The following is a 22,247-nucleotide window of genomic DNA, read 5'->3' as shown; positions in this document are numbered from 1 at the left end:
TTTTTCTATTTGGATACGAAATCTTGTCCCGTCATGGTCATCCAGCCGACACGCAGCGCATCCATGGTGGCGCGCACGTCGTGCACCCGAATGATCCTGGCCCCTTGTTGCAACCCGATCAGGGCACAGGCCAGGCTGCCGGCCAGCCGTTCATCGACAGGGCAGCCGAGCAGGTTGCCTATCATAGACTTTCGCGACATGCCCACCAAGAGCGGCAAACCGTAATCAAGCAACTTGTGCTGCTCGGCCAGCAGCCGATAGTTGTGGGCCAGGGTCTTGCCAAAGCCGTAACCCGGGTCCAGCAACAACCGCTCGCGCGGGATCCCGGCCGCCAGGCAGGCTGCGATCCGCTCGTCAAAGAAGGCCCTCACCTCTCCCACCAGATCGTCGTAATGGGGCTCTGCCTGCATGGTTCTGGGCTGCCCCTTCATATGCATCAGGCACACCGGCACACCCGCCTCTGCCGCGGCGTCGAGCGCTCCCGGTTCCTGCAAGGCGCGCACATCGTTGATCAGGTGGGCGCCGGCGGCACAGCCCGCCGCCATCACGGCCGCCTTGGAGGTATCGAGGGAGACCATCACATCGAGCTCCTTCACCATCCGCTCGACGACGGGGATGACCCTGTCCAGCTCTTCCTGCTCGCTCACGTCGGGGGCACCGGGGCGGGTCGATTCGCCACCGATATCGATAAGGGTCGCCCCATCGGCCACCATCTCGCTGGCATGGCCCAGCGCCAGATCGATCCGCTTGAAGCGACCGCCATCGGAGAAGGAGTCCGGCGTCACATTGAGAATGCCCATCACATGGGGGCGATCCAGAGAGAGGCTGCGCCCCTTGCTGTCTAGTTGCATCTTTTCATCCACCTGCATCAGAACATCTGACTATCCGCACAAAGAAAAACCCCGGGCGAGCCCGGGGTTTGGATCATGACAATTTATTTGGCCGGGACATCGTTCGCCTTGTCGACGTCGCTCAGTGGCGCCTTGCTGTCATCGGCCGGAGCCTTGACTTCGGACCCGTTGCCCACAGTGGCGCCACCTTGCGGGGTGTCACCGTGTTCATCGTGCCAGTTGCTGGGGGCGCGGACCTCGCGGCGGGCCATCAGATCGTCGATCTGCTTGGCGTCTATGGTCTCGTACTTCATCAGCGCGTCTTTCATGGTGTGCAGCACATCCATGTTGTCCAGCAGTATCTGTTTGGCACGATCGTAGTTGCGATCGATGACCTGCTTGACCTCGGCATCGATGATGCGAGCGGTGTCGTCGGACATGTGCTTGGCCTTGGCCATGCTGCGACCGAGGAAGACTTCACCGTCCTCTTCCGCGTAGAGCATGGGACCCAGACGCTCGGACATGCCCCACTGGGTGACCATCTTGCGGGCAATCTCGGTGGCGCGTTCGATGTCGTTGGAGGCACCGGTCGATACCTTCTCGGCACCGTAGATCAGCTCTTCCGCCAGACGACCGCCGTACAGACTGGAGATCATGGACTCCAGGTGCTGCTTGGAGTGGCTCCAGCGATCCTGCTCCGGCAGGTACATGGTCACACCCAGCGCGCGGCCGCGCGGAATGATGGAAACCTTATAGACGGGATCGTGATCCGGTACCACACGACCGATGATGGCGTGACCCGCCTCGTGATAGGCCGTCATCTCCTTCTCGGATTCCTTCATCACCATGGAGCGGCGTTCCGCCCCCATCATGATCTTGTCCTTCGCCTTCTCGAACTCCAGCATGGAAACCACGCGGCGGCTCTCGCGTGCGGAGAACAGGGCAGCCTCGTTGACCAGGTTGGCCAAATCCGCACCGGAGAAACCGGGAGTACCGCGGGCGATCAGGGCCGGGTTGACGTCATCCGCCAGTGGCACCTTGCGCATGTGTACCTTCAGGATCTGCTCGCGACCGCGCACATCCGGCAGTCCGACCACCACCTGGCGGTCGAAGCGGCCCGGACGCAGCAGGGCGGGGTCCAGTACGTCGGGACGGTTGGTGGCGGCGATGACGATGATGCCCTCGTTACCTTCAAAGCCATCCATTTCGACCAGCATCTGGTTCAGGGTCTGCTCGCGCTCGTCGTGACCACCGCCCAGACCGGCGCCACGCTGGCGACCGACCGCGTCGATCTCGTCGATGAAGATGATGCAGGGGGAGGACTTCTTGGCCTGCTCGAACATGTCGCGGACACGGGAGGCGCCCACACCCACGAACATCTCGACGAAGTCGGAACCCGAGATGGTGAAGAAGGGCACCTTGGCCTCGCCTGCGATGGCCTTGGCCAGCAGGGTCTTACCAGTACCGGGAGGACCTACCAGCAGTACGCCGGTCGGGATCTTGCCGCCCAATTTCTGGAATTTGCTCGGGTCGCGCAGATAGTCGACCAGCTCCTTGACCTCTTCCTTGGCCTCGTCACAGCCGGCGACGTCGGCGAAGGTGGTCTTGATCTGATCTTCACTCATCAGGCGAGCCTTGCTCTTGCCAAACGACATGGCACCCTTGCCACCGCCGCCCTGCATCTGACGCATGAAGAATACCCAGACACCGATCAGCAGCAGCATCGGGAACCAGGAGATGAAGATGGAGGTGATCAGAGACGGCTCTTCCGGCTTCTCACCCATCACCTTGACGTTGTGGTTGAGCATGTCGTTGAGCAGCTGGGGATCCGGCGCAGGGATGATGGTAGTGAAACGTTCACCGGTGCGCTTGACGCCATTGATGACCTTGCCATCCATCCGCACTTCACGGATCTGCTCTTGGGTCACTTCTTTCACGAAGCTGGAATAGTCCAGCTGGCGACTGGTGGTATCGCTGGGGCTGAAGCTATTGAACACCGACATCAGCACGACGGCGATGACCAGCCACAGGATTAGGTTTTTCGCCATGTCACTCAAATCAATGACCTCGCAGACTGACAGTTAACGATGAGGGTTAGGGTACTACAGTTTAAAACCGGTAGCCACAATGTAGACTTCTCGTGAACGGGCACGGGACGAGTCGGGTTTACGAATCTTGACGACAGAGAAAAGTCTACGTATTTCATTGAGATAGGTATCAAACCCCTCCCCCTGGAACACCTTGACCACGAAGCTGCCGTTACTGCTCAGGACCTGATTGCACATGTCCAGCGCCAGCTCGACCAGATACATGGCACGGGCCTGATCCACCTGCTGGGTACCGCTCATGTTGGGTGCCATGTCAGACATGACCACATCCACCTTGTCCGGGCCGACGCGTTCCAGCAGGGCGCCGAGGACAGTTTCCTCCCGAAAGTCCCCTTGCAGGAAATCGACACCGGCAATGGAATCCATCGGCAAGATGTCGCAGGCGATCACCCGCCCCTTGTCGCCCACCTGGTCGATGGCAAATTGGGACCAGCCACCGGGGGCCGCCCCCAGGTCCACCACCGTCATGCCAGGCTTGAGCAATCTGTCCTTGCCCTGGATCTCGTCGATCTTGAACACGGCGCGGGAACGCAACCCCAGCTTCTGGGCTTTTTTGACGTATTGGTCGTCGAAATGTTCTTTTAACCAGCGGGTTGAACTGGGGGAACGTTTTTTCTGGGTCATGATTGTCGACTTTAAAAAACCACAAGGGTTATTAGTATTAAGGGCTAAGTGGGGGTAGAATACGCCCCTTTCAACCCTGACTTATGAAGAAATTGCCATGATTCTCAACAATAAACAGAAACAGTACCTCAAGGGCCTTGCCCACAGCCTGAAGCCGGTCGTCCTGCTGGGACAGCACGGTCTGACCGAAGGGGTGCTGGCCGAGATCGATCTGGCGCTGAACCACCACGAGCTGATCAAGGTCAAGGTGTCGTCTGAAGATCGTGAGATGAAGCAGCTGGTAATGGATGCCATCGTCCGTGAGACCGGCGCCATCAAGGTACAGAGCATGGGCCATGTACTGACCATCTATCGTCAGGCCAAAGAACCCAAAATCCAGTTGCCGCGCAAGTAACAGGAAAGAGCATTCGCTCTTTCCTTCATTTCCCCTTCTTCCCAAGTCGCTTGCCAAAATAGCCGTCAGGCCCTTAACCTGCGATGAATAGTCGCGGACACCCACTATGGACAAGCATCAGCTTCTCACCGATGAAGAACTGGCCATGCTGCGGGACCTGGGCAAGAGCGAGGACCAGGCTGCCGGCCAGTTCCTGCGAGGCAATCTGCCCCTTCCCCTGCAGAGCCTGCTACAACGCGCCACCCCTTTGACACTCGAGGCCCGCATCGCCGGCCACCAGCTGCGTTTTCCGCTGCACTGCACCCAGGCCGCGGAGGGCCACGCCGAACTGCGCATCGCCGCCCCCACCATCACCGAGCTTGGCTCGCCTCATCTGCGCGCCTGGCGCCTCGAAGAGCACGCTGTGCTGCGCAGCGGGGATACCGAGTATGAGGTGCACAGCCTCTCCCTCGGCGGCCTCATAGTGGCGGGCCTGCCCGCATCCATGGTCAGGGGCGATCCCCTGAACGGCACCCTCTGCATCGAGGGGCTCTCCCCCCTGGCGATGACGGGCAGCCTGATCAGGCATGTGGATACCAACCAGAGCCAGCATGACTGGGCCGTGCAATTTCGACTGGACAAGGACGATCAGGAACAGCTGCGGGACTGGCTCTTCCAGCGTCATCAGGACGCCTTCGTCCAGGCCTATCAGGGGGAGTAAATGCAACAGGGGAGCCCGGCTCCCCTGTCTCTTCCGCCCCTCAGACTCAGAGGTAGGCGACTTCCAGGATCTCGTACTCCACGTCACCACCAGGGGTCTTGACGATGGCGACATCGTCCACTTCCTTGCCGATCAGGGCGCGGGCAATGGGCGAGTTCACGGAGATCATGTTCTGTTTTATGTCCGCCTCGTCGTCACCCACGATGCGGTACACCACTTCCTCTTCCGTCTCGCTCTTGAGCAGGGTCACGGTGGCGCCGAAGATGACGCGGCCATTGTTGGCAATCTTGGTGACATCGATCACCTGAGCGTTGGAGAGCTTGCCTTCGATTTCCTGAATGCGGCCTTCACAAAACCCCTGCTGCTCGCGGGCGGCATGGTATTCGGCATTTTCTTTCAGATCGCCGTGTTCACGGGCATCAGCAATCGCTTCGATAATCTGGGGACGCAGCTCGGTCTTGAGATAGTCGAGCTCCTGGCGCAGCTTTTCGGCGCCGCGAACAGTCATCGGAGTATGATTCATAGTCGAAACCTGGGTTGCTTTATAAAGAGAAGCTGCGGCAATCAAAAGAGAGCCGCAGCTGTCGGTTCGGATGGGGCATCTTAATATGAAGCCGCCACAAAATCCATGTCAGCCCCTGCGAGGGGGATCGCGCTTCCCGGCGAAAGCTACTTGGGATCCGCAACCCCGATGGGCGCCGAGACCGTCGGCTTGCCCTGCATGATGGCGATCTCCACCCGCCGGTTCATGCGCCGGTTTTCCGGGCTGTTGTTGGGCACCAGCGGCTGGGAATCCGCCATACCCTGCACCACCAGCCGGTTGCCGTCAAAGCCGGGCACCTTGATCATCTGATGGGCCACCGCCACCGCTCGCTGGGATGAGAGCTCCCAGTTGGACTGGAACAGCTCGTCTTCGGTGGCGACATCGTCGGAGTGGCCGGAGACGGTGATCTCACCCGGCACATCCTTAAGCAGGGTCGCCACCTTGCGGATCACAGGCCAGAACTGGGGCTGCAGGAAGGCAGACCCTGCCGGGAAGGCCGCCTTCTCGCGAATCCGGATGATGACCTGCTGACCCAGCGCCTCTATCTCGATGGCCCCGTCCTGGATCTGGGCCTGCATCTGCTCCGCCAGCGCCTTGGCCAGGGTATTGGACTGCTCCTGCGCCTTCTGGGCCTGCTGGGCGGTGTCACCCCCACTCTGCTGTCCCTCGGTCTTGTCATGCCCCCCGGCCTTGTCAGCATCTCCGGGCTGGAAGTCCAGCTCGGTCTGGGTCATGTCGATGGTCTGCTGCATGATGGTGTCGATGGGGGTCGGTTCGGGACGGCCAGGGCGAAACTCCTGGGCGATGACCGAGGTCCCCTTGGGAATGTCTTTGACCTCCAGGATGTTCTGCACCCCGAACGCCTTCTCCATGGAGCCGGCGATCTGCTTGAACTTCTGCACGTCCATCTCGGCAAACGAGAGCAACAGCACGAAGAAGCACATCAGCAGGGACATGAGGTCGGCGAAGGTCCCCATGTAGCCGGGCAGACCGGGAGGCGGGCACTTGCACTTTGCCATGCGCGCTCCTATTCGGTCCCGTTGTTGCGTTTGGACTGATTCAGGTAGTTCTGCAACATGGCCTGGATCACTCTCGGGTTCTGGCCGTCCTGGATCCCCATGATGGCGTCGAGGATCAGGGTACGGCTCAGCTGCTCCTCACCGCTGCGCAGCTCCAGCTTGTCGGCGATGGGGATGGCGATCATGTTGGCCTCGATCGCCCCGTAGAGGGTGGTCAACAGGGCCACCGCCATGGCAGGGCCGATGGACTTGGGATCGCTCATGTTCGCCAGCATGGCCACCAGGCCCACCAGGGTACCTATCATGCCCATGGCGGGGCCGAGATCCCCCAGGGAGCGGAACACCTTGACGGCGATGACGTGGCGCTCCGAGGTCAACTCGATGTCCTTCTCCATCACGGATCGCACCACGTCGGCGTCATGGCCGTCCACCAGCATGTCGATGCCCTTCTTCATGAAGGTATTGGGGATCTCCGCCGCCTCCAGGGCCAGGAAGCCCCCCTTGCGGGCCGCGTCCGCCAGCTCCACCGCCTTGGCAATCAGGTCATCGAGCTTGTCGCCCTTGTACATGAATGCCTTGCCGGCCACCTTGAACGCCATCAGAAACTGGCCGAGGTTGAACTTCATCATGCAGATGAACAGAGAACCCAAGATGGTGATGTAGACCGAGGGCATATCCACATACATGCTCATGGGGCCACCCAGCAGCATGCCGTACACCACGACCCCGAACCCCAGCACTATGCCTATCAGACTGCCTAAATCCACATCCTTGCTCCTGTCACCAAACTTGCCTCTATTTATACTGCGCTGAATTTTCTGCTATTACGCCCCTGGCAGCAAGCCCGGTTCCCCCCTATTGGCGCGCGGAGATGCGGGGATATCAGTCAGTTCTTATCGGCCGGGGGCGGGATAGTTTGAGGGCAGCGCACTTTTCTGCCTCCCCCCTGTGGCCGGTCGATGTTAAGATGAGCCGTTTTTTTCAATCCCCGAGGATGGACATGGCCAGTAAAAAAATCGACCGTCTGAGTTTTGATGCCACCCTGGAAGAGCTGGAAACCATAGTGCATCAGCTCGAACAGGGTTCGCTCCCCCTCGAGGAGGCACTCAAGCAATTCGAACAGGGCATCCATCTGGTGCGCGCCGGCCAGCAGAAGCTGGAACAGGCCGAACAGAAGATCCAGATCCTCCTGACCCAGGCCGATGGCAGCGAGCAGGCGGTCCCCTTTCGCTCAGAGCAAGGAGAGGAGTGAGTGACTCTCGACGATTTCTCCCGCCTGCACCGCCAGCGCATCGACGGCTGCCTCTCGGCACAGCTTGAGGCCCTGCCCCCCATGGCGCCGCGCCTGCGGGACGCCATGAAATACGGCCTGCTGCTCGGTGGAAAACGGGTGCGTCCCTTCCTGGTCTACGCCGTGGGCGAGATGCTGGGCGTCAAGAGCGAGCTGCTGGACGGCCCGGCCGCCGCGGTGGAGTGCATCCATGCTTACTCCCTGCTGCACGACGACCTGCCCGCCATGGACGACGACGACCTTCGTCGTGGCCAGCCCACGGTGCACAAGGCGTTCGACGAAGGCACTGCCATCCTGGCCGGCGATGCCCTGCAGACCCTGGCCTTCTCCATCCTGGCCGATCACCCCATGCCGACCGAATTGATGGCCAACCGGGTCAAGATGCTGAGCGCCCTGGCCCGCGCGTCGGGCTATCTCGGCATGTGCGGCGGCCAGGCGCTGGATCTGGAGGCCGAGGGCCGCCGGATCACCCTGGCCGAGCTGGAGCAGGTGCACCGCCACAAGACAGGGGCGCTCATCGAGTGCGCCGTCACCCTAGGGGCCCTGTGCAAGGCCGACGTGGAACCCGCGACGCTGGCCGCCCTGCAGACCTATGCCGCCGCCATCGGGCTCGCCTTCCAGGTACAGGACGACATTCTCGACATCACGGGCGACACCGCCACCCTGGGCAAGCCGCAAGGCTCGGATCTGGCGCAGGAGAAGAGCACCTACCCGGCCCTGCTCGGACTCGACAATGCCCGTGAGCTGGCTCGCGAACTGCATGACAAGGCCTTAACAGCCCTGCAAGCCTTGCCCTACAATACCGACATTCTGGAAGCGTTTGCCGATTACATCATCGAGCGAACCCACTAAACGCTGGATAACAGTAACAATATGAGCGTTGATATAAGCGATTACCCCAACCTGGCCCTCGCGGACACGCCGGTCGAGCTGCGATCCCTCCCCTTCGAGCGACTGCCCGTGCTGTGCAACGAGCTGCGCGAGTACCTGCTGCGCTCGGTGAGCCGTTCCAGCGGTCACTTCGCCTCCGGCCTCGGCACCGTCGAGCTGACGGTCGCCCTGCACTACGTCTACAACACCCCCTTCGATCGCCTGGTGTGGGACGTGGGCCATCAGGCCTATCCCCACAAGATCCTGACCGGCCGGCGGGATCGCATCCACACCATCCGCCAGAAAGACGGCCTGCACCCCTTCCCCTGGCGGGAGGAGAGCGAGTACGACGTCCTCAGCGTCGGTCACTCCAGTACCTCCATCGGGGCGGCCCTCGGCATGGCCGTGGCCGCCGAGCGCGAGGGACTGGGCCGCAAGGTGGTGGCCGTCATCGGTGACGGCGCCATCACCGCCGGCATGGCCTTCGAGGCCCTCAACCACGCCGGCGACGTCCACAAGGACATGCTGGTGGTGCTGAACGACAACGAGATGTCCATCTCCGAAAATGTCGGCGCCCTGAACAACCACCTGGCCAGGCTGATGTCAGGCAAGCTCTACACCACTATCCGCGAAGGCGGCAAGAAGGTGCTGGCCGGTCTGCCGCCGGTCAAGGAGCTGGCCAAGCGGGCCGAGGAACACCTCAAGGGCATGGTGGTGCCCGGCACCCTGTTCGAGGAGTTCGGCTTCAACTACATCGGCCCCATCGACGGCCACGACATCCACGCCCTGGTCGAGACCCTGCGCAACATGCGCAGCCTCAAGGGCCCCCAGCTACTGCACGTCAAGACCAAGAAGGGCAAGGGCTACGAGCCTGCCGAGAAGGATCCCATCGGTTATCACGCCGTCCCCAAGTTCAACCCGGACGAGTGCGCCCTGCCCAAGAGCGCCGGTGGCAAGCCGACCTTCTCCGCCATCTTCGGTCAGTGGCTGTGCGACATCGCCGCCAGGGACGAGCGCGTGGTCGGCATCACTCCCGCCATGCGCGAGGGCTCCGGGCTGGTCAAGTTCAGCCAGCAGTATCCGGATCGCTACTTCGATGTGGCCATCGCCGAGCAGCACGCGGTCACCTTCGCCGCCGGCCTCGCCATCGCCGGGCAGAAGCCGGTGGTGGCCATCTATTCCAGCTTCCTGCAGCGCGCCTATGACCAGCTGATCCACGACGTGGCGCTGCAAAACCTGCCGGTGCTGTTCGCCATCGACCGCGCCGGTCTGGTGGGGGCCGACGGCCCCACCCACCAGGGGGCCTTCGACATCAGCTTCCTGCGCACAGTGCCGAACATGGTGGTGATGACGCCGTCCGACGAGAACGAGTGCCGTCAGATGCTCTACACCGGCTACCAGCACAACGGGCCGGCGGCGGTGCGCTACCCCCGCGGCAGCGGCACCGGCATCCAGGCAGAGAGCGAGATGCAGGCGCTGGCGCTCGGCAAGGGCCGCGTCGTGCGTAAGGGCAAGGGTACGGCCATCCTGGCGTTCGGCACCCTGTTGCAACAGGCCAGGGCCGCCGCCGAGGCGCTCGATGCCACCCTGGTGGACATGCGCTTCGTCAAGCCCATGGACGAGGCGCTGGTGCTTGAACTTGCCGCGACCCACGATCAGTTCGTCACCTTGGAGGACAACGCCATCATGGGCGGCGCCGGCTCTGCGGTGAACGAGCTGCTGATGGGCGCCAGGCTGTGCAAGCCGGTGCTGAATCTCGGCCTGCCGGATCGCTTCATCGAGCAGGGCACCCAGGAGGAGATCTACGCCCTGCTGGGGCTGGATGCCACCGGCATTCAGGCCAGCATCGAGCGCTGGCTGCAGGCCTGACAGGCTCATCGCACGCAACACAAATAAAGAAGGGCGCCTATATGGCGCCCTTCTTGTTTCTCTTCATTCCTGACCCGAGTCAGCCCTTGTAGATCTTCGGGTTGAACACATCCCGCAGCCAATCACCCAGGAGGTTGATGACCAGCACCAGCACCACCAGGCAGATGCCCGGGAAGGCGGTGATCCACCAGGAGCCGGAGAAGATGTAGTTGAAGCCCACGCTGATGAGCGAGCCCAGTGACGGCTGATCCACCGGCATGCCGAGTCCCAGGAAGGAGAGGGCCGCCTCGCTCATGATGGCGTTCGCCACCTGCACGGTGGAGATGACCAGGATGGGTGACAGGCAGTTCGGCAGTATGTGGCGGAACATGATGCGCGGGGCGCGGAAACCCATCACCTTGGCCGCTTCCACATACTCCTTCTTCTTCTCTGCCAGCACGGAGGCGCGCACGGTCCGGGCATACTGGGGCCATTCGGCGATGCCGATGATCACCACCAGCATCACGATGGCAAACTTCGAGTAGAACTCGGAGCCGAAGGTCGCCTGGAAGATGGCAGAGATGATGATGGCCACCATCATGGTGGAGAACGACAGCTGCACGTCGGCGAAACGCATCAGCAGGTTGTCGATGCGACCGCCGAAGTAACCGGCAATGAGGCCGATGACGATGCCGAGCACCAGCTGCAACCCCACCGCAAACAGGCCTATGGTCAGCGAGATGCGGGCGCCATACAGGATGGTGCTCCAGATGTCGCGGCCCTGGTTGTCGGTACCGAGCCAGAAGCGCTCCTCGCCCCCTTCCAGCCAGGAGGGGGGCAGCTCCGCATCCATCAGGTCGAAGCTGGTCTGGTCATAGACGTTGTGCGGGGCCAGCCAGGGGGCCAGCAGGGCCGCCAGCACGAAGACCACGAACACCGCAAAGCTGAACATGGCTACCTTGTCCCGCAGGAAGTAGTAGACGATGTCGGAATTCTTGAAACGTGCCCAACGGCTCGGGCTCGCTGTTACTGCATTACTCATGTGCTCACCCCTTGGCGGTCAAATTGACGGTCGGGTTGATCAACCCGTAGAGCAGGTCGACCAGGGTATTGGTCACCACGAAGATCAGGCCGACGAAGATGACGTAGGCGGTGATGAGGGGCGTATCGACCCGGTGGATCGCCTCGAGGAACAGGAAGCCGGTCCCCGGCCACTGGAACACGCTCTCGGTCAGTATGGTGTAGGCCACCATGGTGCCGATCTGCACGCCACCGACGGTGATGACCGGCAGCATGGTGTTCTTCAGGGCGTGCTGGTAGTAGACCTTGTTGTTGTCCAGCCCCTTGGCCCGGGCAAACTTGACGTACTCGGAGGAGAGCTGCTCCAGCATCTCGGAGCGCACCAGCCGGATGAACAGCGGCAGCATGATGGAGGAGAGGGAGACTGCGGGCAGGATCAGGTGCAGTATGCCGTCCCAGGTGAAGAAGCCCGACTCCCAGCCCAGCAGGTTGTAGGTCTCGCCGCGGCCATAGGCCGGCAGCCAGCCGAGCTGGATGGAGAAGAGGTACATCAGCATGATGGCGGTCAGGAAGACCGGGATCGAGATGCCGATGCTGCTCACCGCCATGATGACCTTGGTGAGAATGCTGCGCGGTCTTATCGCCGAATAAACCCCCAGCGGAATGGAGACGACGACGATGATGATCGCGGCGGCAAACACCAGTTCAAGGGTTGCCACCAGCTTGTCGAGGATCACCTCGAGGGCCGGTCGCTTGAAGAAATAGGAGGTGCCCAGATCCCCTTGCACCGCGTTCTGCAGGAAGCGGCTGTATTTCACCAAAAAGGGATCGTTGAGGCCCATCTTGTCGCGCAGCTCCTGGCGCACGGACTCGGAGACGGATTGTCCCACCAGCTCGCGCAGCGGATCCCCCAGGTTGTCCTGGATGGAGAAGGCGACCAGGCTGATGACGAACATCACTATCACGGCCTGATAGAACCGTTTCAGCAGGAATGTAAACATGCTTGTCCTTCTACGTGGCCTGTGTCTTGGCACAGGCTTCTGTTAATGGCGGGGCAAACATGGTTGCCCCGCCGGGTCCTTCCTTGAGCGCCTCGCTTACTTGTTGACCACCAGGTCACCCAGGTAAGGGAAGTTCATCACGTTGACGATCGGCTTGATGTCGACGTTCTTCTTGGCGCCGTAGGCCAGATCTTCCCAGTGCAGCGGCACATAGGCGGCGTCGTCGATCAGCATGGCTTCCACCTTCTGCAGGATGGCGGCACGCTTGGCCGGATCGGTCTCGGTGTTCGCTTCCATCACCATCTTGTCAGCCTCTGCGTTGGCATAACCGCCGCAGTTGTACTGGCCCATGCCGGTTTTGGCATCCTTGGTGAAGGTCAGGAACTCGAAGAAGTTCGCACTGTCTTCGGTGTCGGAGTGCCAGCCGATCAGCTGCATGTCTGCGGCGCACTTGTCAAACTCCGGCCAGTACTGGGCTACCGGCATGGTCTTCAGATCCACCTTGATGTTGATCTTGGACAGCATGGCGGAGACCGCCTGGGCGATCTTGACGTCGTTGACGTAGCGGGCAGCCGGGGAGATGAAGGTCATCTTGAAGCCCTTCTCGTAACCGGCTTCCTTCATCAGCTCCTTGGCCTTGGCCAGATCATACTGGGGCTTGAGCGCCTCGTTGTGACCGGCATAGCCTTTCGGGCTCAGCTGGCCGGCCGGGGTGCCGAAGCCCTTGTTGATCTTGTCGACGATGCCCACCTGGTTGATGGCGTAGTTGATCGCCTGACGCACGCGCTTGTCTTTCAGCGCCGGGTTGGTGTTCTGGTTCAGCTCGATGATGATGGCGCGGGTACCGGACAGGGTGACCAGCTGGGAATCCTTGCCGTTCTTCACGCGCTCCAGATCGTTCGGGGCGACCGGGTAGATCATGTCCACGTCCCCACCCAGCAGGGCGGCCACGCGGGTGGCATCTTCCTTGATGGGCACCACGGTCAGGTTGTCGACGTTGCCCTTGGAGGCCTTGTCCCAGTAGTTGGCGTTGCGGGCATAATCCAGCTTCACGCCCTGCTCGCGGAACTTGACGGTGAACGGGCCGGTACCGGAGACATTGGTCGAGGCGTAGGAGTCGCCGTTCTTGACGATCTCGGCCTTGTCCTTGCCGGCGTCTGTCTTGCCGGTATAGAACTTGGAGTCCATCGGGAAGATGTAGGTCACGGTCTGCAGCACCAGCGGGAAGGGCTTGGCGGTGACGAGATCCACGGTGAAATCATCCACCTTCTTGGCTTCGGCGATGGGGTCGAAGATCGCCTTGAAGTCCGGGGAGGCCTTCAGACGGTTGACGGTCCACACCACGTCGTCGGCGGTGAAGTCGTTGCCGGAGTGGAACTTGACGCCCTTGCGCAGGTGGAAGCGGACGGTCTTGTCGTCGATGCGCTCATACTTCTCGGCCAGGCGCGGCTCGAACTGCAGATCCTGGGTGTAACGCATCAGGGGATCGAATACCAGGTGAGACATCTCCAGCGTCTGGCCGGAGAGCTGCTCCTGCGGGTCCAGCGAGGTGGCGTCGGAAGCGACGGCGACCTTGATGTCGGCGGCAGAGACGTTAAACGCGAGACCAGCGGCGAACAGCGCCATGGCGATCTTGGATAATCCTTTCTTCATGTCTTTCTCCATGCTTTTGGCTTTTTATTGACACTTTTTTTGACAAGCAGACCGGCGAGCCGGCTCTTTCCTAGCTTGCGATTTCCAGCCCCTCGCGGGACATTCCCTTGAACTCCGGCATGAGGGAGATCAGCTTGCGGCTGTACTCATGCGCGGCATTGGTAAAGAGCTTCTCGGTCTCGGCCACCTCCACCAGGTTGCCGTGCTGCATCACGCCGATGCGATCGCACATCTGGCGGATGACCGGCAGATCGTGGCTGATGAACAGCATGGTGAGCCCGAGCTCCTGCTGCAAGTCTTTGAGCAGGTTGAGGATCTGGGCCTGCACCGAGACATCAAGCGCCGAGGTGGGCTCGTCGCAGATGAGGAAGCGCGGCCGGGTCGCCAGGGCACGGGCGATGGAGATGCGCTGGCGCTGACCGCCGGAAAACTCGTGGGGATACTTGACCCCTGCCCCGCTGCCCAGGCCGACGTGATCCAGGAGATCCCCCACGATCTGCTCGATCTGCCGCTCGCTCTCGGCCAGGCGGTGGAAGCGGATCGGCTCGGCGATGATGTCGCGCACCTTCATGCGCGGGTTCATGGACGAGTAGGGGTTCTGGAACACCATCTGCATCTGGCGGCGCAGGGGGCGACGCTCATGCTCCCCTTTCAGGGCGGTGAGGTCGATCCCCTCGAAGATGATCTTGCCGGCATCGGGCGGATAGAGGCCGGTGATGGCCCGGGCTATGGTGGACTTGCCGGAGCCGGACTCTCCCACCAGGCCGAAGGTCTCCCCCTCGAAGATCTCGAAGCTGATGTTGTTGCAGGCCCGCACGTACTGGCGGCGGCTCGGGAAAATGGAGTCCTTGGTGACGAACTTCAGATCCACGTTCTCCACCCGCAGCAGCGCTCCTTCATAGGCGCGCTCGTCCTGACTCTGGCCGAGCCAGTGGGTCTTCAGATCGATGCTGGTATCCGGTGCACCGGCATCCTCGATGTAGGAGACCAGGGGGAAGCGTACCAGCTTGACGTCCGAGCGGGGCACCGCCGAGATGAGGCTGCGGGTATAGGGATGATTGGGGCGGCCCAGCACCTGCTCGGTGGTGCCGAACTCCACCAGATCGCCGCGATACATGACCGCCACCTTGTCGGTGACGTTGGAGACCACGCCCATGTCGTGGGTCACCAGCATGCAGCCTACCTGGCGCTCCTTGCACAGGGAGCGAATGAGCTGGAGGATCTGATCCTGGATGGAGACGTCCAGCGCCGTGGTGGGTTCGTCGGCGATGATGAGCTCGGGATCCCCGGAGAGGGCGATGGCGATCACCACCCGCTGGCGCATGCCGCCGGAGAACTGGTGGGGATACTGCTTGATGCGCACATCCGGGTTCGGGATCCCCACCGCGCCCATCAGCTCGAGGGCCTTGGCAAAGGCCGCCTCGCGGGACAGGTCGGTGTTGGCGAGGATGGTCTCCACCAACTGCTGCTCCACGGTGAACAGCGGGTTCAGGGAGGTCATGGGATCCTGGAAGATGAAGCCGATGCGGGAGCCACGAATGGCTCGCATCTCGTTCTGGCTCTTGCCGGAGATGAGCTCGCCGTTGAGGTAGATATCGCCGCGGGCGATGCGACCGGGCGGGCTCAACAGATCGATGACGGCGTTGCCGATGGTGGACTTGCCGGCGCCGGACTCACCGACGACGCCGACGATCTCGCCCTTTTCAACAGAAAAAGAGAGATCCTTGACCGCGGCCAGCACCCCGTAGCGGGAGGGGTACTCGATCCGCAAGTTTTTTACTTCAAGCAAGGACATGGTTACCTCTGCGGGGGACATCCGTCCCAAATAATTCGTCCGTAAATCAGCCGCAGATGCTGGTTGTGCCTTGGGTACTGCTCGAGAGCCGTTGTCGTGTAATAAACGCTCAATCCATGAGGCAGCCAAACCAGCGATCCGGGCGGGTTTTTTGCATTTTTTTGGAATAACCCGCGAGTAAGTTAGTCGGTTTGCCCGCGGGTGTAAATGATCCAGTTATACAATTTCGCAATACTATGCCCAGATAAAGCTGGAACCATGGGCGTAAAATGTTGGTAAAAGTCACATTACCAGATATTGCATTGGCAATACGAGCAGATTTGCTATTTATGTTTCAACAAAATGATAACAAACCACCACTTCCACTGCCCCACATAAACTGGCAAGTCTCGAATGAGTAGTGAATATTTATGTGAAATGTTTTTTTGACGACAGCATATCTTGGAGAAGGAAAACTAAGCAGAGATAAATAGTGGCCATCCAGAATGTTCAACCAGAGGCCCTTGCCGGTTGGCGGCGTGGATCGGGAGGGATTGCATACAAAACGGCCCAGGGCCGGGAAGCCCCTGCCCAGACGCCTGGCCTCGTCCCGGCGAGCATTGGCATGGGACGGCAACGGGCGGCGAGAGGACCAGCCAGAGATGGCGGCCCTCGCTGGTCGACAAGGCCATTCACGACGAGGGATGAGAGGGGTGGGAGCCGCAGGATCGGAGGCTGCCTGCCACCCGGGCTGGCAGGCAGATGAGACGGGACAGGCGGACCTGCCCCGGCTCCCTTACCAGCGGGCCAGCAGCTGCATGCACAGCAGGGCGAACAGACCGGCGATGAGATCGTCCAGCATGATGCCGAGTCCGCCGTGGATGCGGCGATCGAACCAGGAGATGGGCCAGGGCTTGAGCACGTCGAACAGGCGAAACAGCACGAAGCCGGCCAGCACCCACTCCCAGCCGGCGGGCGCCGCTATCATGGTGACGCCGAAGCCTATCACCTCGTCCCAGACGATGGCCCCGTGATCCGGCATGCCGATGGCGTCGGTGGCGCTCTGGCAGATGCGGATGCCCGCCACGAAGCCCACCACCAGCAGGGCGATGAACCAGGGGGTGGAGAGGCCGCTCACCAGCAGGTAGAGCGGGATGGCGGCAAGCGTCCCCATGGTGCCCGGCGCCCTGGGAGAGAGGCCGGAGCCAAACCCCACCGCCAGCAGGTGGAGCGGGTTCCTCAGGTTAAGTTGCTTGAGCTCAGGTTTGATCTTCATGCGAAATGATCCCACCCCTTGAGATGGAGCTCGACCGGCTGCTCATCCTGCATATAGTCGATGCCGGGTTCCCCGGCCAGGATACGGCCGATGCGGGTGAACTTGACGCCGCAATTGGCCAGTGCCGTGTCCAAGGCACCGTGATGTTCCTGGGGCACGGTGAAGCAGAGCTCGTAGTCATCGCCACCGGCCAGCGCCAGTTGCCAGGCATCCTTGGCGGGCACTGCATCCTGCAACACGGGAGAGAGGGGCAGCAGGTTGAGATCGATCTGGGCCCGTACCCCGGAGGCCTTGAGGATGTGGCCGAGATCCGAGGCCAGGCCGTCGGAGAGATCCAGGGCGCTGCTGGCCAGCCCGCGCAGGGCCTGGCCCGCCAGGATGCGGGGATGGGGATGGTCGAGCCTGGGCAGCGCGGCCGCCAGCTGGTTCTCGTTGAGGGTGCGCTTGCCCAGCAGGTGGGAGAGGGCCAGGGCCGCATCCCCCAGGGTGCCGGTCACATAGATGCCGTCCCCCGCCTTGGCACCGCTGCGCAGCAGGGCGCGGCCGGCAGGCACCGATCCCTTCACCGAAACGGTGATGGAGAGCGGGCCCCGGGTCATGTCACCGCCCACCAGGGCCACGTTGTAGTATTCGGCAAGCTCGAGGAAGCCCTCGGCGAAACCGGCGACCCAGCTCTCGTTGACGGCGGGCAGGGTCAGGGCCAGGGAGACCCAGCGCGGCTCCGCCCCCATGGCGGCGAGATCGGACAGGTTGACCGCCAGCGCCTTGTAGCCGAGATCCACCGGATCCATGTCGGGGAAGAAGTGCACACCGCTTACCAGGGTATCCGTGCTCACCGCCAACTGGACGTCGGGGGGCAGGGTCAGCAGGGCACAGTCATCCCCAGGTCCCATCACCACGTCCTTGCGGGCGTGGGGGGCCTTGAAGTACTTCTCAATCAGCTCAAATTCACCCATACAGTAAAAAGCCAGCAATAAGCTGGCTCCTCTCTTAAATGCTGACGGACGGCGGGATCAACGCTTGGGCAGCGTCTTGATCACCTTGTCCAGTACGCCGTTAACAAACTTGTGGCTGTCATCGGCGGCGAAGGCTTTGGCCAGTTCGATCGCTTCGTTGATCACCACGCGCGGCGGCACATCTTCACGACGGGTCAGCTCGTAGGTCGCCAGACGCAGGATCGCCTTGTCCACCATGTCCACTTCTTCCAGCGGACGGGAGAGGAAAGGTGCGAACACCTTGTCCAGCTCGTTGCAGTGGACCGCAACCCCGAACAGCAGATCGCGGAAATAGTTCAGGTCCACACCCTTGGTGTCCTGATCGATCTTGAACTGCTCTTCGATGTCGCCCACATTGGCCTGGGTCATCTGCCACTGGTAGATGGCCTGGGTGGCGCAATGACGGGCCTTACGGCGCTCGGACGGTTTCAATGCATTTCTCCTCGTTACACGTCCAGTTGTTTCAGGACGTTGATCATTTCGAGCGCGCTCAGTGCAGCCTCTGCACCCTTGTTACCCGCCTTGGTACCGGCGCGCTCGATGGCTTGTTCGATGTTTTCGGTGGTCAGCACGCCGAAGGCAACGGGAATCTCATACTCCATCATCACCTGGGCCAGCCCCTTGCCGTTCTCGCTCGCCACCAGTTCGAAGTGGTAGGTACCGCCACGGATGACGGTGCCCAGCGCGACGATGGCGTCGTATTGACCGCTCTTGGCCAGCTTCTTGGCCGCCAGGGGGATCTCGACGGCGCCCGGCACGCGCACCAGGGTCAGGTTGCTCTCCTGGATCTGGCCTTGACGCTTCAGCACGTCCAGCGCACCGTTCACCAGGCTGTCATTGATGAAGCTGTTGAAACGGGCAACGACAATAGCAACACGCGCCTCGGGAGCGGCGATATTTCCTTCGATAATCTTCATTGGAAATCCTGTCTCTGTGCAATCAGTAGGGCCATCAATGGGGCCGCGGCCAAAAGTGCACGCATTCTAGCACAACAGAGCCGCGACAAAAAACCATGGCCGCAACGGGCGGCCATGGTGATAATTTCAACCGTATGCAGCGCTTACTCGCCGACGTACTCCACCACTTCCAGGCCGAAGCCGCCCGGCAGGAGATGGTACTTCTCCGGCAACATCCAGTGGCGAACGTTCTCCATCCCGCCACGGGATCGCTTACTCACCGACGTATTCCACCACTTCCAGGCCGAAACCGCCGAGGGCGTGGTACTTCTTCGGCGAGCTCAACAGGCGCATCTTACCCACCCCCAGCGCCTTGAGGATCTGGGAACCCACGCCGACCCGGCGCGAGGTGCCCTGCCACTTGGCCCCTTCCGGCGCCAGCCCCTTGTCGGCGGCCTCGAATCCCTTGACCCTGGCCAGCAGCTCGGCACCATGGGCTTCCGCCCCCAGGATCACCAGCACGCCCCCTTCATCGGCGATGCGGGCCATGGACTTGGGCAGCGGCCAGCTGCGGGCGCTATGGCGGTCGGTCAGCAGCAGATCGCTCAGCACGTCGTGCAGGTGGACCCGCACCAGAGTCGGCTGGTCGGCCTTCACCTCGCCTTTCTTCAGGGCGAAGTGTACCTGGTTGTCGATGGTGTCACGGAAGGTGACGAGGTCGAACTCGCCGTATTCGGTGGGCAGCTTGCACTCGGCCACTTTCTCTACCGTGGTCTCGTGCTGGTTGCGGTATTCGATAAGATCCGCGATGGTGCCGAGCTTGATGCCGTGCTGCTCGGCGAAGATCTCGAGATCCGGGCGACGCGCCATGGAGCCGTCCTCGTTGAGGATCTCGACGATGACGGAGGCAGGCTCATACCCCGCCAGCCGGGCCAGATCGCAGCCGGCCTCGGTGTGGCCGGCGCGGGTCAGCACGCCACCATCCTGCGCCATCAGCGGGAAGATGTGGCCGGGCTGCACCAGATCCGAGGCCTTGGCATTGGGCGCGACCGCCGCCTGCACGGTGACGGCGCGATCGGCGGCGGAGATGCCGGTGGTCACCCCCTCGGCCGCTTCTATGGTCACGGTGAAGGCGGTGGAGAACTGGGCGTTGTTTCTGTCCACCATCAGCGGCAGCGCCAGCTGTTTGCAGCGATCCCGGGTCAGGGTGAGGCAGATGAGGCCGCGACCGTAGCGCGCCATGAAGTTGATGTCTTCCGGGCGGACACAGGAGGCAGCCATGATGAGGTCCCCTTCGTTCTCCCTGTCTTCGTCATCCATCAGGATCACCATCTTGCCAGCCTTGATATCGGCAATGATTTCCTGGGTCGTGCTCAGCGCCATGGGCTACTCCATCAATGTGCTTGGGAAATGAGCCCGCGGGCTCGGTTCGAACTGGGTTCATTCCGCTCTAGATTGGGGCACGCGGCCCCGTTTCAATCGGAGCGGGATCACAGAAAAGCGTTTTTCCCGCAAAACGGCTCACAAGAATCCGGACTGGGCCAGCTTATCCAGGGTCAGGGTGCTGCCGCTGCTCTCCTCGCGCTTGCCCGTCATCAGCCGCTCCAGATAGCGGGCGATTTGATCCACCTCGAGGTTGACCCTGTAGCCAGGTTTCCAGCGGGCGATGGTGGTCTCCTGGGCGGTGTGGGGCACTATGGTCAACCGGAAGAGATCCCCCTGGACGGCGTTGACCGTGAGGCTGATGCCATCCACCGCAATCGACCCCTTCTCGGCAATGTAGCGGGAGAGCTCGCCTGGCGCCTCTATCCAGTATTCGATGGCACGGCCGCTGGCGGACTTGCTCTTCACCTCGCCCATGCCGTCCACGTGGCCGGAGACCAGGTGGCCACCGAGGCGGGAGGTGGGCATCAGCGCCTTCTCGAGGTTGACGGGGTCCCCCACCTTGGCCGCCGCAAAACCGGTGCGCGACAGGGTCTCCAGCGAGACGTCTGCGGTATAGCGCTGGTCACCCAGGGCGACCACGGTGAGGCAGACACCATTGGTGGCGATGGAATCTCCCAGCTTGACGTCGCTGAAGTCCAGGGTCGGCGCGTGCACGGTGAGGGCCATGTCCTCCCCCTGGCGGCGCAGCTCTACCAGGGTTCCCACCGCTTCGATAATTCCGGTAAACATGCAGATCACCTTGCTGATGACGGGGGCGACGGATGCCCCCGTGAACATTGAAAAATCAGGCTATTTTCGCAGTGATGCGAATATCCTGGCCAAGCATGCGCACATCCTTGAGGTTGAGCCTGGGGGCCTGGAACAGGCGGGTCAGCCCCGGCAGATGGAACAGGCCGCGCCCCTCGTCCCCCATCAGTTTGGGCGCCTGATAGAGCACCAGCTCATCCACCAGCCCTTTCTCCAGCAGGGCGCCGCAGAGGCGCGGCCCCGCCTCCACCAGCACAGAGTTGATGCTGTGCTGCTTGGCCAGCAGCATGAAGAGGCTGACCAGATCCAGCTTGCCATCCAGCAGCGGCACCTCCAGCTGCTGCACCCAAGCGGGCCAGTCGCCGTCCGCCTTGTGGCGGGCCAGCAGCACAGGGCTCTCGCTCTGGAACAGGGGCAGATCCGGAGTGAGCCGGTTTTGCGAGTCGACGATGACCCGCAGCGGCTGGCGCAGGGTCTCTTTGGGATAGACCGCCTTGACCGAGGGGGGCAGCTCGTGCCAGCGCACGGTCAGGGAGGCGTTGTCCGCCAGCACGGTCTCGGCGCTGGAGAGCACCGCATCGTGGCGCGCCCGCAGCCGCTGCACGTCGCGGCGCGCCTCGGGGGAGGTTATCCACTGGCTCTCGCCGCTCGCCATGGCGGTGCGACCATCCAGGCTGGCGCCGAGCTTGACCGTCACCTGCGGGAAGGCGGTGCGCATCCGCTTGAAGAAACCGGGGTTGAGGGCCTCGGCTTCCGCGGCCAGCAGGCCGAAATCGGTCTTGATGCCCGCCTCGGAGAGCATGCGCAGGCCGCGCCCGCCCACCTGGGGATTGGGATCCACCATGGCGGCCACCACCCTGGTCACCCCGGCCTTGATGAGCGCCTCGGCGCAGGGGGGCGTGCGGCCGTGATGGGAGCAGGGCTCCAGGGTCACGTAGGCGGTGGCACCGCGGGCCTCTTCCCCTGCCGCGTGCAGGGCATAGACCTCGGCATGGGGCTCGCCGGCCCGCTGGTGCCAGCCTTCCCCCACCACCACGCCGGCCTTCACCAGCACGGCGCCGACGCAGGGGTTGGGGGCCGTGGTGTAACGGCCGCGGCGGGCCAGTTCGAGGGCCCGGCTCATCCATTGGTAATCGTCTTGACTAAACATCTGGGCTCCTCTGACAAAACATCCCCCTCTCCCGGCGTCGGGCTCATCGGTTGCCGCGCCG

General features: G+C 62.1%; 22 protein-coding genes. 5 read left to right on the top strand and 17 right to left on the bottom strand.

Translation table 11 applies throughout. From position 1 onward, the window contains the following. Positions 1–5: 5 nt before the first annotated feature. From folP to rlmE, 3 genes are all read right to left on the bottom strand, one after another. Entirely contained in the window at positions 6–851 is an 846-nt protein-coding gene (gene folP, locus AB5Y72_RS19860) for a dihydropteroate synthase (protein WP_216989724.1), read from the bottom strand. An 83-nt stretch (positions 852–934) separates the two neighbouring features. Beyond that, on the bottom strand, positions 935–2,887 hold the full coding sequence (ftsH, locus tag AB5Y72_RS19855) for an ATP-dependent zinc metalloprotease FtsH (RefSeq protein ID WP_042078868.1): 1,953 nt from the start codon (positions 2,885–2,887) through the stop codon (positions 935–937). Positions 2,888–2,932: 45 nt separating this feature from the next. Next, positions 2,933–3,562: a 23S rRNA (uridine(2552)-2'-O)-methyltransferase RlmE gene (gene rlmE, locus AB5Y72_RS19850; RefSeq protein ID WP_042078867.1), complete on the bottom strand. Its 630-nt coding sequence runs from the start codon at positions 3,560–3,562 to the stop codon at positions 2,933–2,935. 97 nt (positions 3,563–3,659) lie between these two features. Here rlmE and yhbY point away from each other — a divergent pair, with 97 nt between their 5' ends. Both yhbY and AB5Y72_RS19840 read left to right on the top strand, forming a co-directional pair. Next, positions 3,660–3,956 carry a ribosome assembly RNA-binding protein YhbY gene (yhbY, locus tag AB5Y72_RS19845; RefSeq protein ID WP_042078865.1) on the top strand — a complete coding sequence of 99 codons (297 nt, stop codon included), beginning with the start codon at positions 3,660–3,662 and terminating at the stop codon, positions 3,954–3,956. A gap of 106 nt (positions 3,957–4,062) precedes the next feature. Next, complete coding sequence (locus tag AB5Y72_RS19840; protein ID WP_042078864.1) at positions 4,063–4,656, top strand: hypothetical protein; 594 nt, start codon at positions 4,063–4,065, stop codon at positions 4,654–4,656. A 46-nt stretch (positions 4,657–4,702) separates the two neighbouring features. Here the strand turns inward: AB5Y72_RS19840 and greA are convergent, their stop codons facing one another. The 3 genes from greA to pomA all read right to left on the bottom strand — a co-directional run bounded on the left by greA (position 4,703) and on the right by pomA (position 6,986). Beyond that, complete coding sequence (greA, locus tag AB5Y72_RS19835; protein ID WP_042078863.1) at positions 4,703–5,179, bottom strand: transcription elongation factor GreA; 477 nt, start codon at positions 5,177–5,179, stop codon at positions 4,703–4,705. A 146-nt stretch (positions 5,180–5,325) separates the two neighbouring features. Further along, a complete protein-coding gene (locus AB5Y72_RS19830) occupies positions 5,326–6,219 on the bottom strand; it encodes a flagellar motor protein MotB (RefSeq protein ID WP_042078862.1) in 894 nt (297 codons plus the stop codon). An 8-nt stretch (positions 6,220–6,227) separates the two neighbouring features. After that, positions 6,228–6,986: a flagellar motor protein PomA gene (gene pomA / locus AB5Y72_RS19825; RefSeq protein WP_042078861.1), complete on the bottom strand. Its 759-nt coding sequence runs from the start codon at positions 6,984–6,986 to the stop codon at positions 6,228–6,230. Between the two features lie 233 nt (positions 6,987–7,219). On the opposite strand from pomA, the gene xseB reads away from it, so the two are divergent. The 3 genes from xseB to dxs are packed head-to-tail and all read left to right on the top strand — an operon-like array spanning position 7,220 to position 10,249. Continuing rightward, positions 7,220–7,471 (top strand): exodeoxyribonuclease VII small subunit, encoded by a 252-nt coding sequence (gene xseB, locus AB5Y72_RS19820; protein ID WP_025326041.1) that lies wholly within the window; start codon positions 7,220–7,222, stop codon positions 7,469–7,471. Beyond that, the gene (gene ispA / locus AB5Y72_RS19815) at positions 7,472–8,362 is read left to right on the top strand and encodes a (2E,6E)-farnesyl diphosphate synthase (protein WP_368199503.1); all 891 of its coding nucleotides are present in this window, start codon (positions 7,472–7,474) and stop codon (positions 8,360–8,362) included. Positions 8,363–8,383: 21 nt separating this feature from the next. Next, positions 8,384–10,249: a 1-deoxy-D-xylulose-5-phosphate synthase gene (gene dxs / locus AB5Y72_RS19810; RefSeq protein ID WP_325782068.1), complete on the top strand. Its 1,866-nt coding sequence runs from the start codon at positions 8,384–8,386 to the stop codon at positions 10,247–10,249. A 79-nt stretch (positions 10,250–10,328) separates the two neighbouring features. Here dxs and AB5Y72_RS19805 read toward each other — a convergent pair whose 3' ends face one another. The 11 genes from AB5Y72_RS19805 to ribD form a co-directional block, all read right to left on the bottom strand. Next, positions 10,329–11,270 (bottom strand): ABC transporter permease, encoded by a 942-nt coding sequence (locus AB5Y72_RS19805; protein WP_042078856.1) that lies wholly within the window; start codon positions 11,268–11,270, stop codon positions 10,329–10,331. Between the two features lie 4 nt (positions 11,271–11,274). Next, positions 11,275–12,249, bottom strand: coding sequence for an ABC transporter permease (locus tag AB5Y72_RS19800; RefSeq protein ID WP_042078855.1), 975 nt, complete (start codon positions 12,247–12,249; stop codon positions 11,275–11,277). A 96-nt stretch (positions 12,250–12,345) separates the two neighbouring features. Next, positions 12,346–13,902 (bottom strand): ABC transporter substrate-binding protein, encoded by a 1,557-nt coding sequence (locus AB5Y72_RS19795; RefSeq protein ID WP_209793310.1) that lies wholly within the window; start codon positions 13,900–13,902, stop codon positions 12,346–12,348. Between the two features lie 70 nt (positions 13,903–13,972). Then, positions 13,973–15,697 carry a dipeptide ABC transporter ATP-binding protein gene (locus tag AB5Y72_RS19790; RefSeq protein ID WP_368199500.1) on the bottom strand — a complete coding sequence of 575 codons (1,725 nt, stop codon included), beginning with the start codon at positions 15,695–15,697 and terminating at the stop codon, positions 13,973–13,975. Positions 15,698–16,472: 775 nt separating this feature from the next. Further along, positions 16,473–16,952 carry a phosphatidylglycerophosphatase A gene (locus AB5Y72_RS19785; RefSeq protein ID WP_216989720.1) on the bottom strand — a complete coding sequence of 160 codons (480 nt, stop codon included), beginning with the start codon at positions 16,950–16,952 and terminating at the stop codon, positions 16,473–16,475. Next, positions 16,949–17,908, bottom strand: coding sequence for a thiamine-phosphate kinase (thiL, locus tag AB5Y72_RS19780; RefSeq protein WP_216989719.1), 960 nt, complete (start codon positions 17,906–17,908; stop codon positions 16,949–16,951). The genes AB5Y72_RS19785 and thiL overlap by 4 nt, the downstream gene beginning before the upstream one ends. A 57-nt stretch (positions 17,909–17,965) precedes the next feature. After that, the gene (nusB, locus tag AB5Y72_RS19775; protein WP_010675390.1) at positions 17,966–18,379 is read right to left on the bottom strand and encodes a transcription antitermination factor NusB; all 414 of its coding nucleotides are present in this window, start codon (positions 18,377–18,379) and stop codon (positions 17,966–17,968) included. Between the two features lie 14 nt (positions 18,380–18,393). Continuing rightward, entirely contained in the window at positions 18,394–18,864 is a 471-nt protein-coding gene (gene ribE / locus AB5Y72_RS19770) for a 6,7-dimethyl-8-ribityllumazine synthase (protein ID WP_042078850.1), read from the bottom strand. Between the two features lie 252 nt (positions 18,865–19,116). Then, positions 19,117–20,226 carry a bifunctional 3,4-dihydroxy-2-butanone-4-phosphate synthase/GTP cyclohydrolase II gene (ribBA, locus tag AB5Y72_RS19765; RefSeq protein ID WP_042078849.1) on the bottom strand — a complete coding sequence of 370 codons (1,110 nt, stop codon included), beginning with the start codon at positions 20,224–20,226 and terminating at the stop codon, positions 19,117–19,119. A 138-nt stretch (positions 20,227–20,364) separates the two neighbouring features. Further along, entirely contained in the window at positions 20,365–21,018 is a 654-nt protein-coding gene (locus AB5Y72_RS19760; protein ID WP_216989717.1) for a riboflavin synthase, read from the bottom strand. 55 nt (positions 21,019–21,073) lie between these two features. Next, a complete protein-coding gene (ribD, locus tag AB5Y72_RS19755) occupies positions 21,074–22,186 on the bottom strand; it encodes a bifunctional diaminohydroxyphosphoribosylaminopyrimidine deaminase/5-amino-6-(5-phosphoribosylamino)uracil reductase RibD (protein WP_216989716.1) in 1,113 nt (370 codons plus the stop codon). Between the last annotated feature and the right edge of the window lie 61 nt (positions 22,187–22,247).

The organism is Aeromonas sp. R7-4 (assembly GCF_040908055.1).
Classification (GTDB): Bacteria; Pseudomonadota; Gammaproteobacteria; order Enterobacterales; family Aeromonadaceae; genus Aeromonas; species Aeromonas sanarellii.
Note: the sequence above shows the minus strand (reverse complement) of the source record. Positions and strands in the feature narration are given on the sequence as shown.

What these genes read in the sequence shown, in the direction of transcription:
- folP (WP_216989724.1), bottom strand. Translation starts at nt 851, where the DNA reads ATGCAACTAGACAGCAAGGGGCGCAGCCTCTCTCTGGATCGCCCCCAT.
- rlmE (WP_042078867.1), bottom strand. Translation starts at nt 3,562, where the DNA reads ATGACCCAGAAAAAACGTTCCCCCAGTTCAACCCGCTGGTTAAAAGAA.
- yhbY (WP_042078865.1), top strand. Translation starts at nt 3,660, where the DNA reads ATGATTCTCAACAATAAACAGAAACAGTACCTCAAGGGCCTTGCCCAC.
- AB5Y72_RS19840 (WP_042078864.1), top strand. Translation starts at nt 4,063, where the DNA reads ATGGACAAGCATCAGCTTCTCACCGATGAAGAACTGGCCATGCTGCGG.
- greA (WP_042078863.1), bottom strand. Translation starts at nt 5,179, where the DNA reads ATGAATCATACTCCGATGACTGTTCGCGGCGCCGAAAAGCTGCGCCAG.
- AB5Y72_RS19830 (WP_042078862.1), bottom strand. Translation starts at nt 6,219, where the DNA reads ATGGCAAAGTGCAAGTGCCCGCCTCCCGGTCTGCCCGGCTACATGGGG.
- xseB (WP_025326041.1), top strand. Translation starts at nt 7,220, where the DNA reads ATGGCCAGTAAAAAAATCGACCGTCTGAGTTTTGATGCCACCCTGGAA.
- dxs (WP_325782068.1), top strand. Translation starts at nt 8,384, where the DNA reads ATGAGCGTTGATATAAGCGATTACCCCAACCTGGCCCTCGCGGACACG.
- AB5Y72_RS19805 (WP_042078856.1), bottom strand. Translation starts at nt 11,270, where the DNA reads ATGAGTAATGCAGTAACAGCGAGCCCGAGCCGTTGGGCACGTTTCAAG.
- AB5Y72_RS19800 (WP_042078855.1), bottom strand. Translation starts at nt 12,249, where the DNA reads ATGTTTACATTCCTGCTGAAACGGTTCTATCAGGCCGTGATAGTGATG.
- AB5Y72_RS19795 (WP_209793310.1), bottom strand. Translation starts at nt 13,902, where the DNA reads ATGAAGAAAGGATTATCCAAGATCGCCATGGCGCTGTTCGCCGCTGGT.
- AB5Y72_RS19790 (WP_368199500.1), bottom strand. Translation starts at nt 15,697, where the DNA reads ATGTCCTTGCTTGAAGTAAAAAACTTGCGGATCGAGTACCCCTCCCGC.
- AB5Y72_RS19785 (WP_216989720.1), bottom strand. Translation starts at nt 16,952, where the DNA reads ATGAAGATCAAACCTGAGCTCAAGCAACTTAACCTGAGGAACCCGCTC.
- thiL (WP_216989719.1), bottom strand. Translation starts at nt 17,908, where the DNA reads ATGGGTGAATTTGAGCTGATTGAGAAGTACTTCAAGGCCCCCCACGCC.
- ribE (WP_042078850.1), bottom strand. Translation starts at nt 18,864, where the DNA reads ATGAAGATTATCGAAGGAAATATCGCCGCTCCCGAGGCGCGTGTTGCT.
- ribBA (WP_042078849.1), bottom strand. Translation starts at nt 20,226, where the DNA reads ATGGCGCTGAGCACGACCCAGGAAATCATTGCCGATATCAAGGCTGGC.
- AB5Y72_RS19760 (WP_216989717.1), bottom strand. Translation starts at nt 21,018, where the DNA reads ATGTTTACCGGAATTATCGAAGCGGTGGGAACCCTGGTAGAGCTGCGC.
- ribD (WP_216989716.1), bottom strand. Translation starts at nt 22,186, where the DNA reads ATGTTTAGTCAAGACGATTACCAATGGATGAGCCGGGCCCTCGAACTG.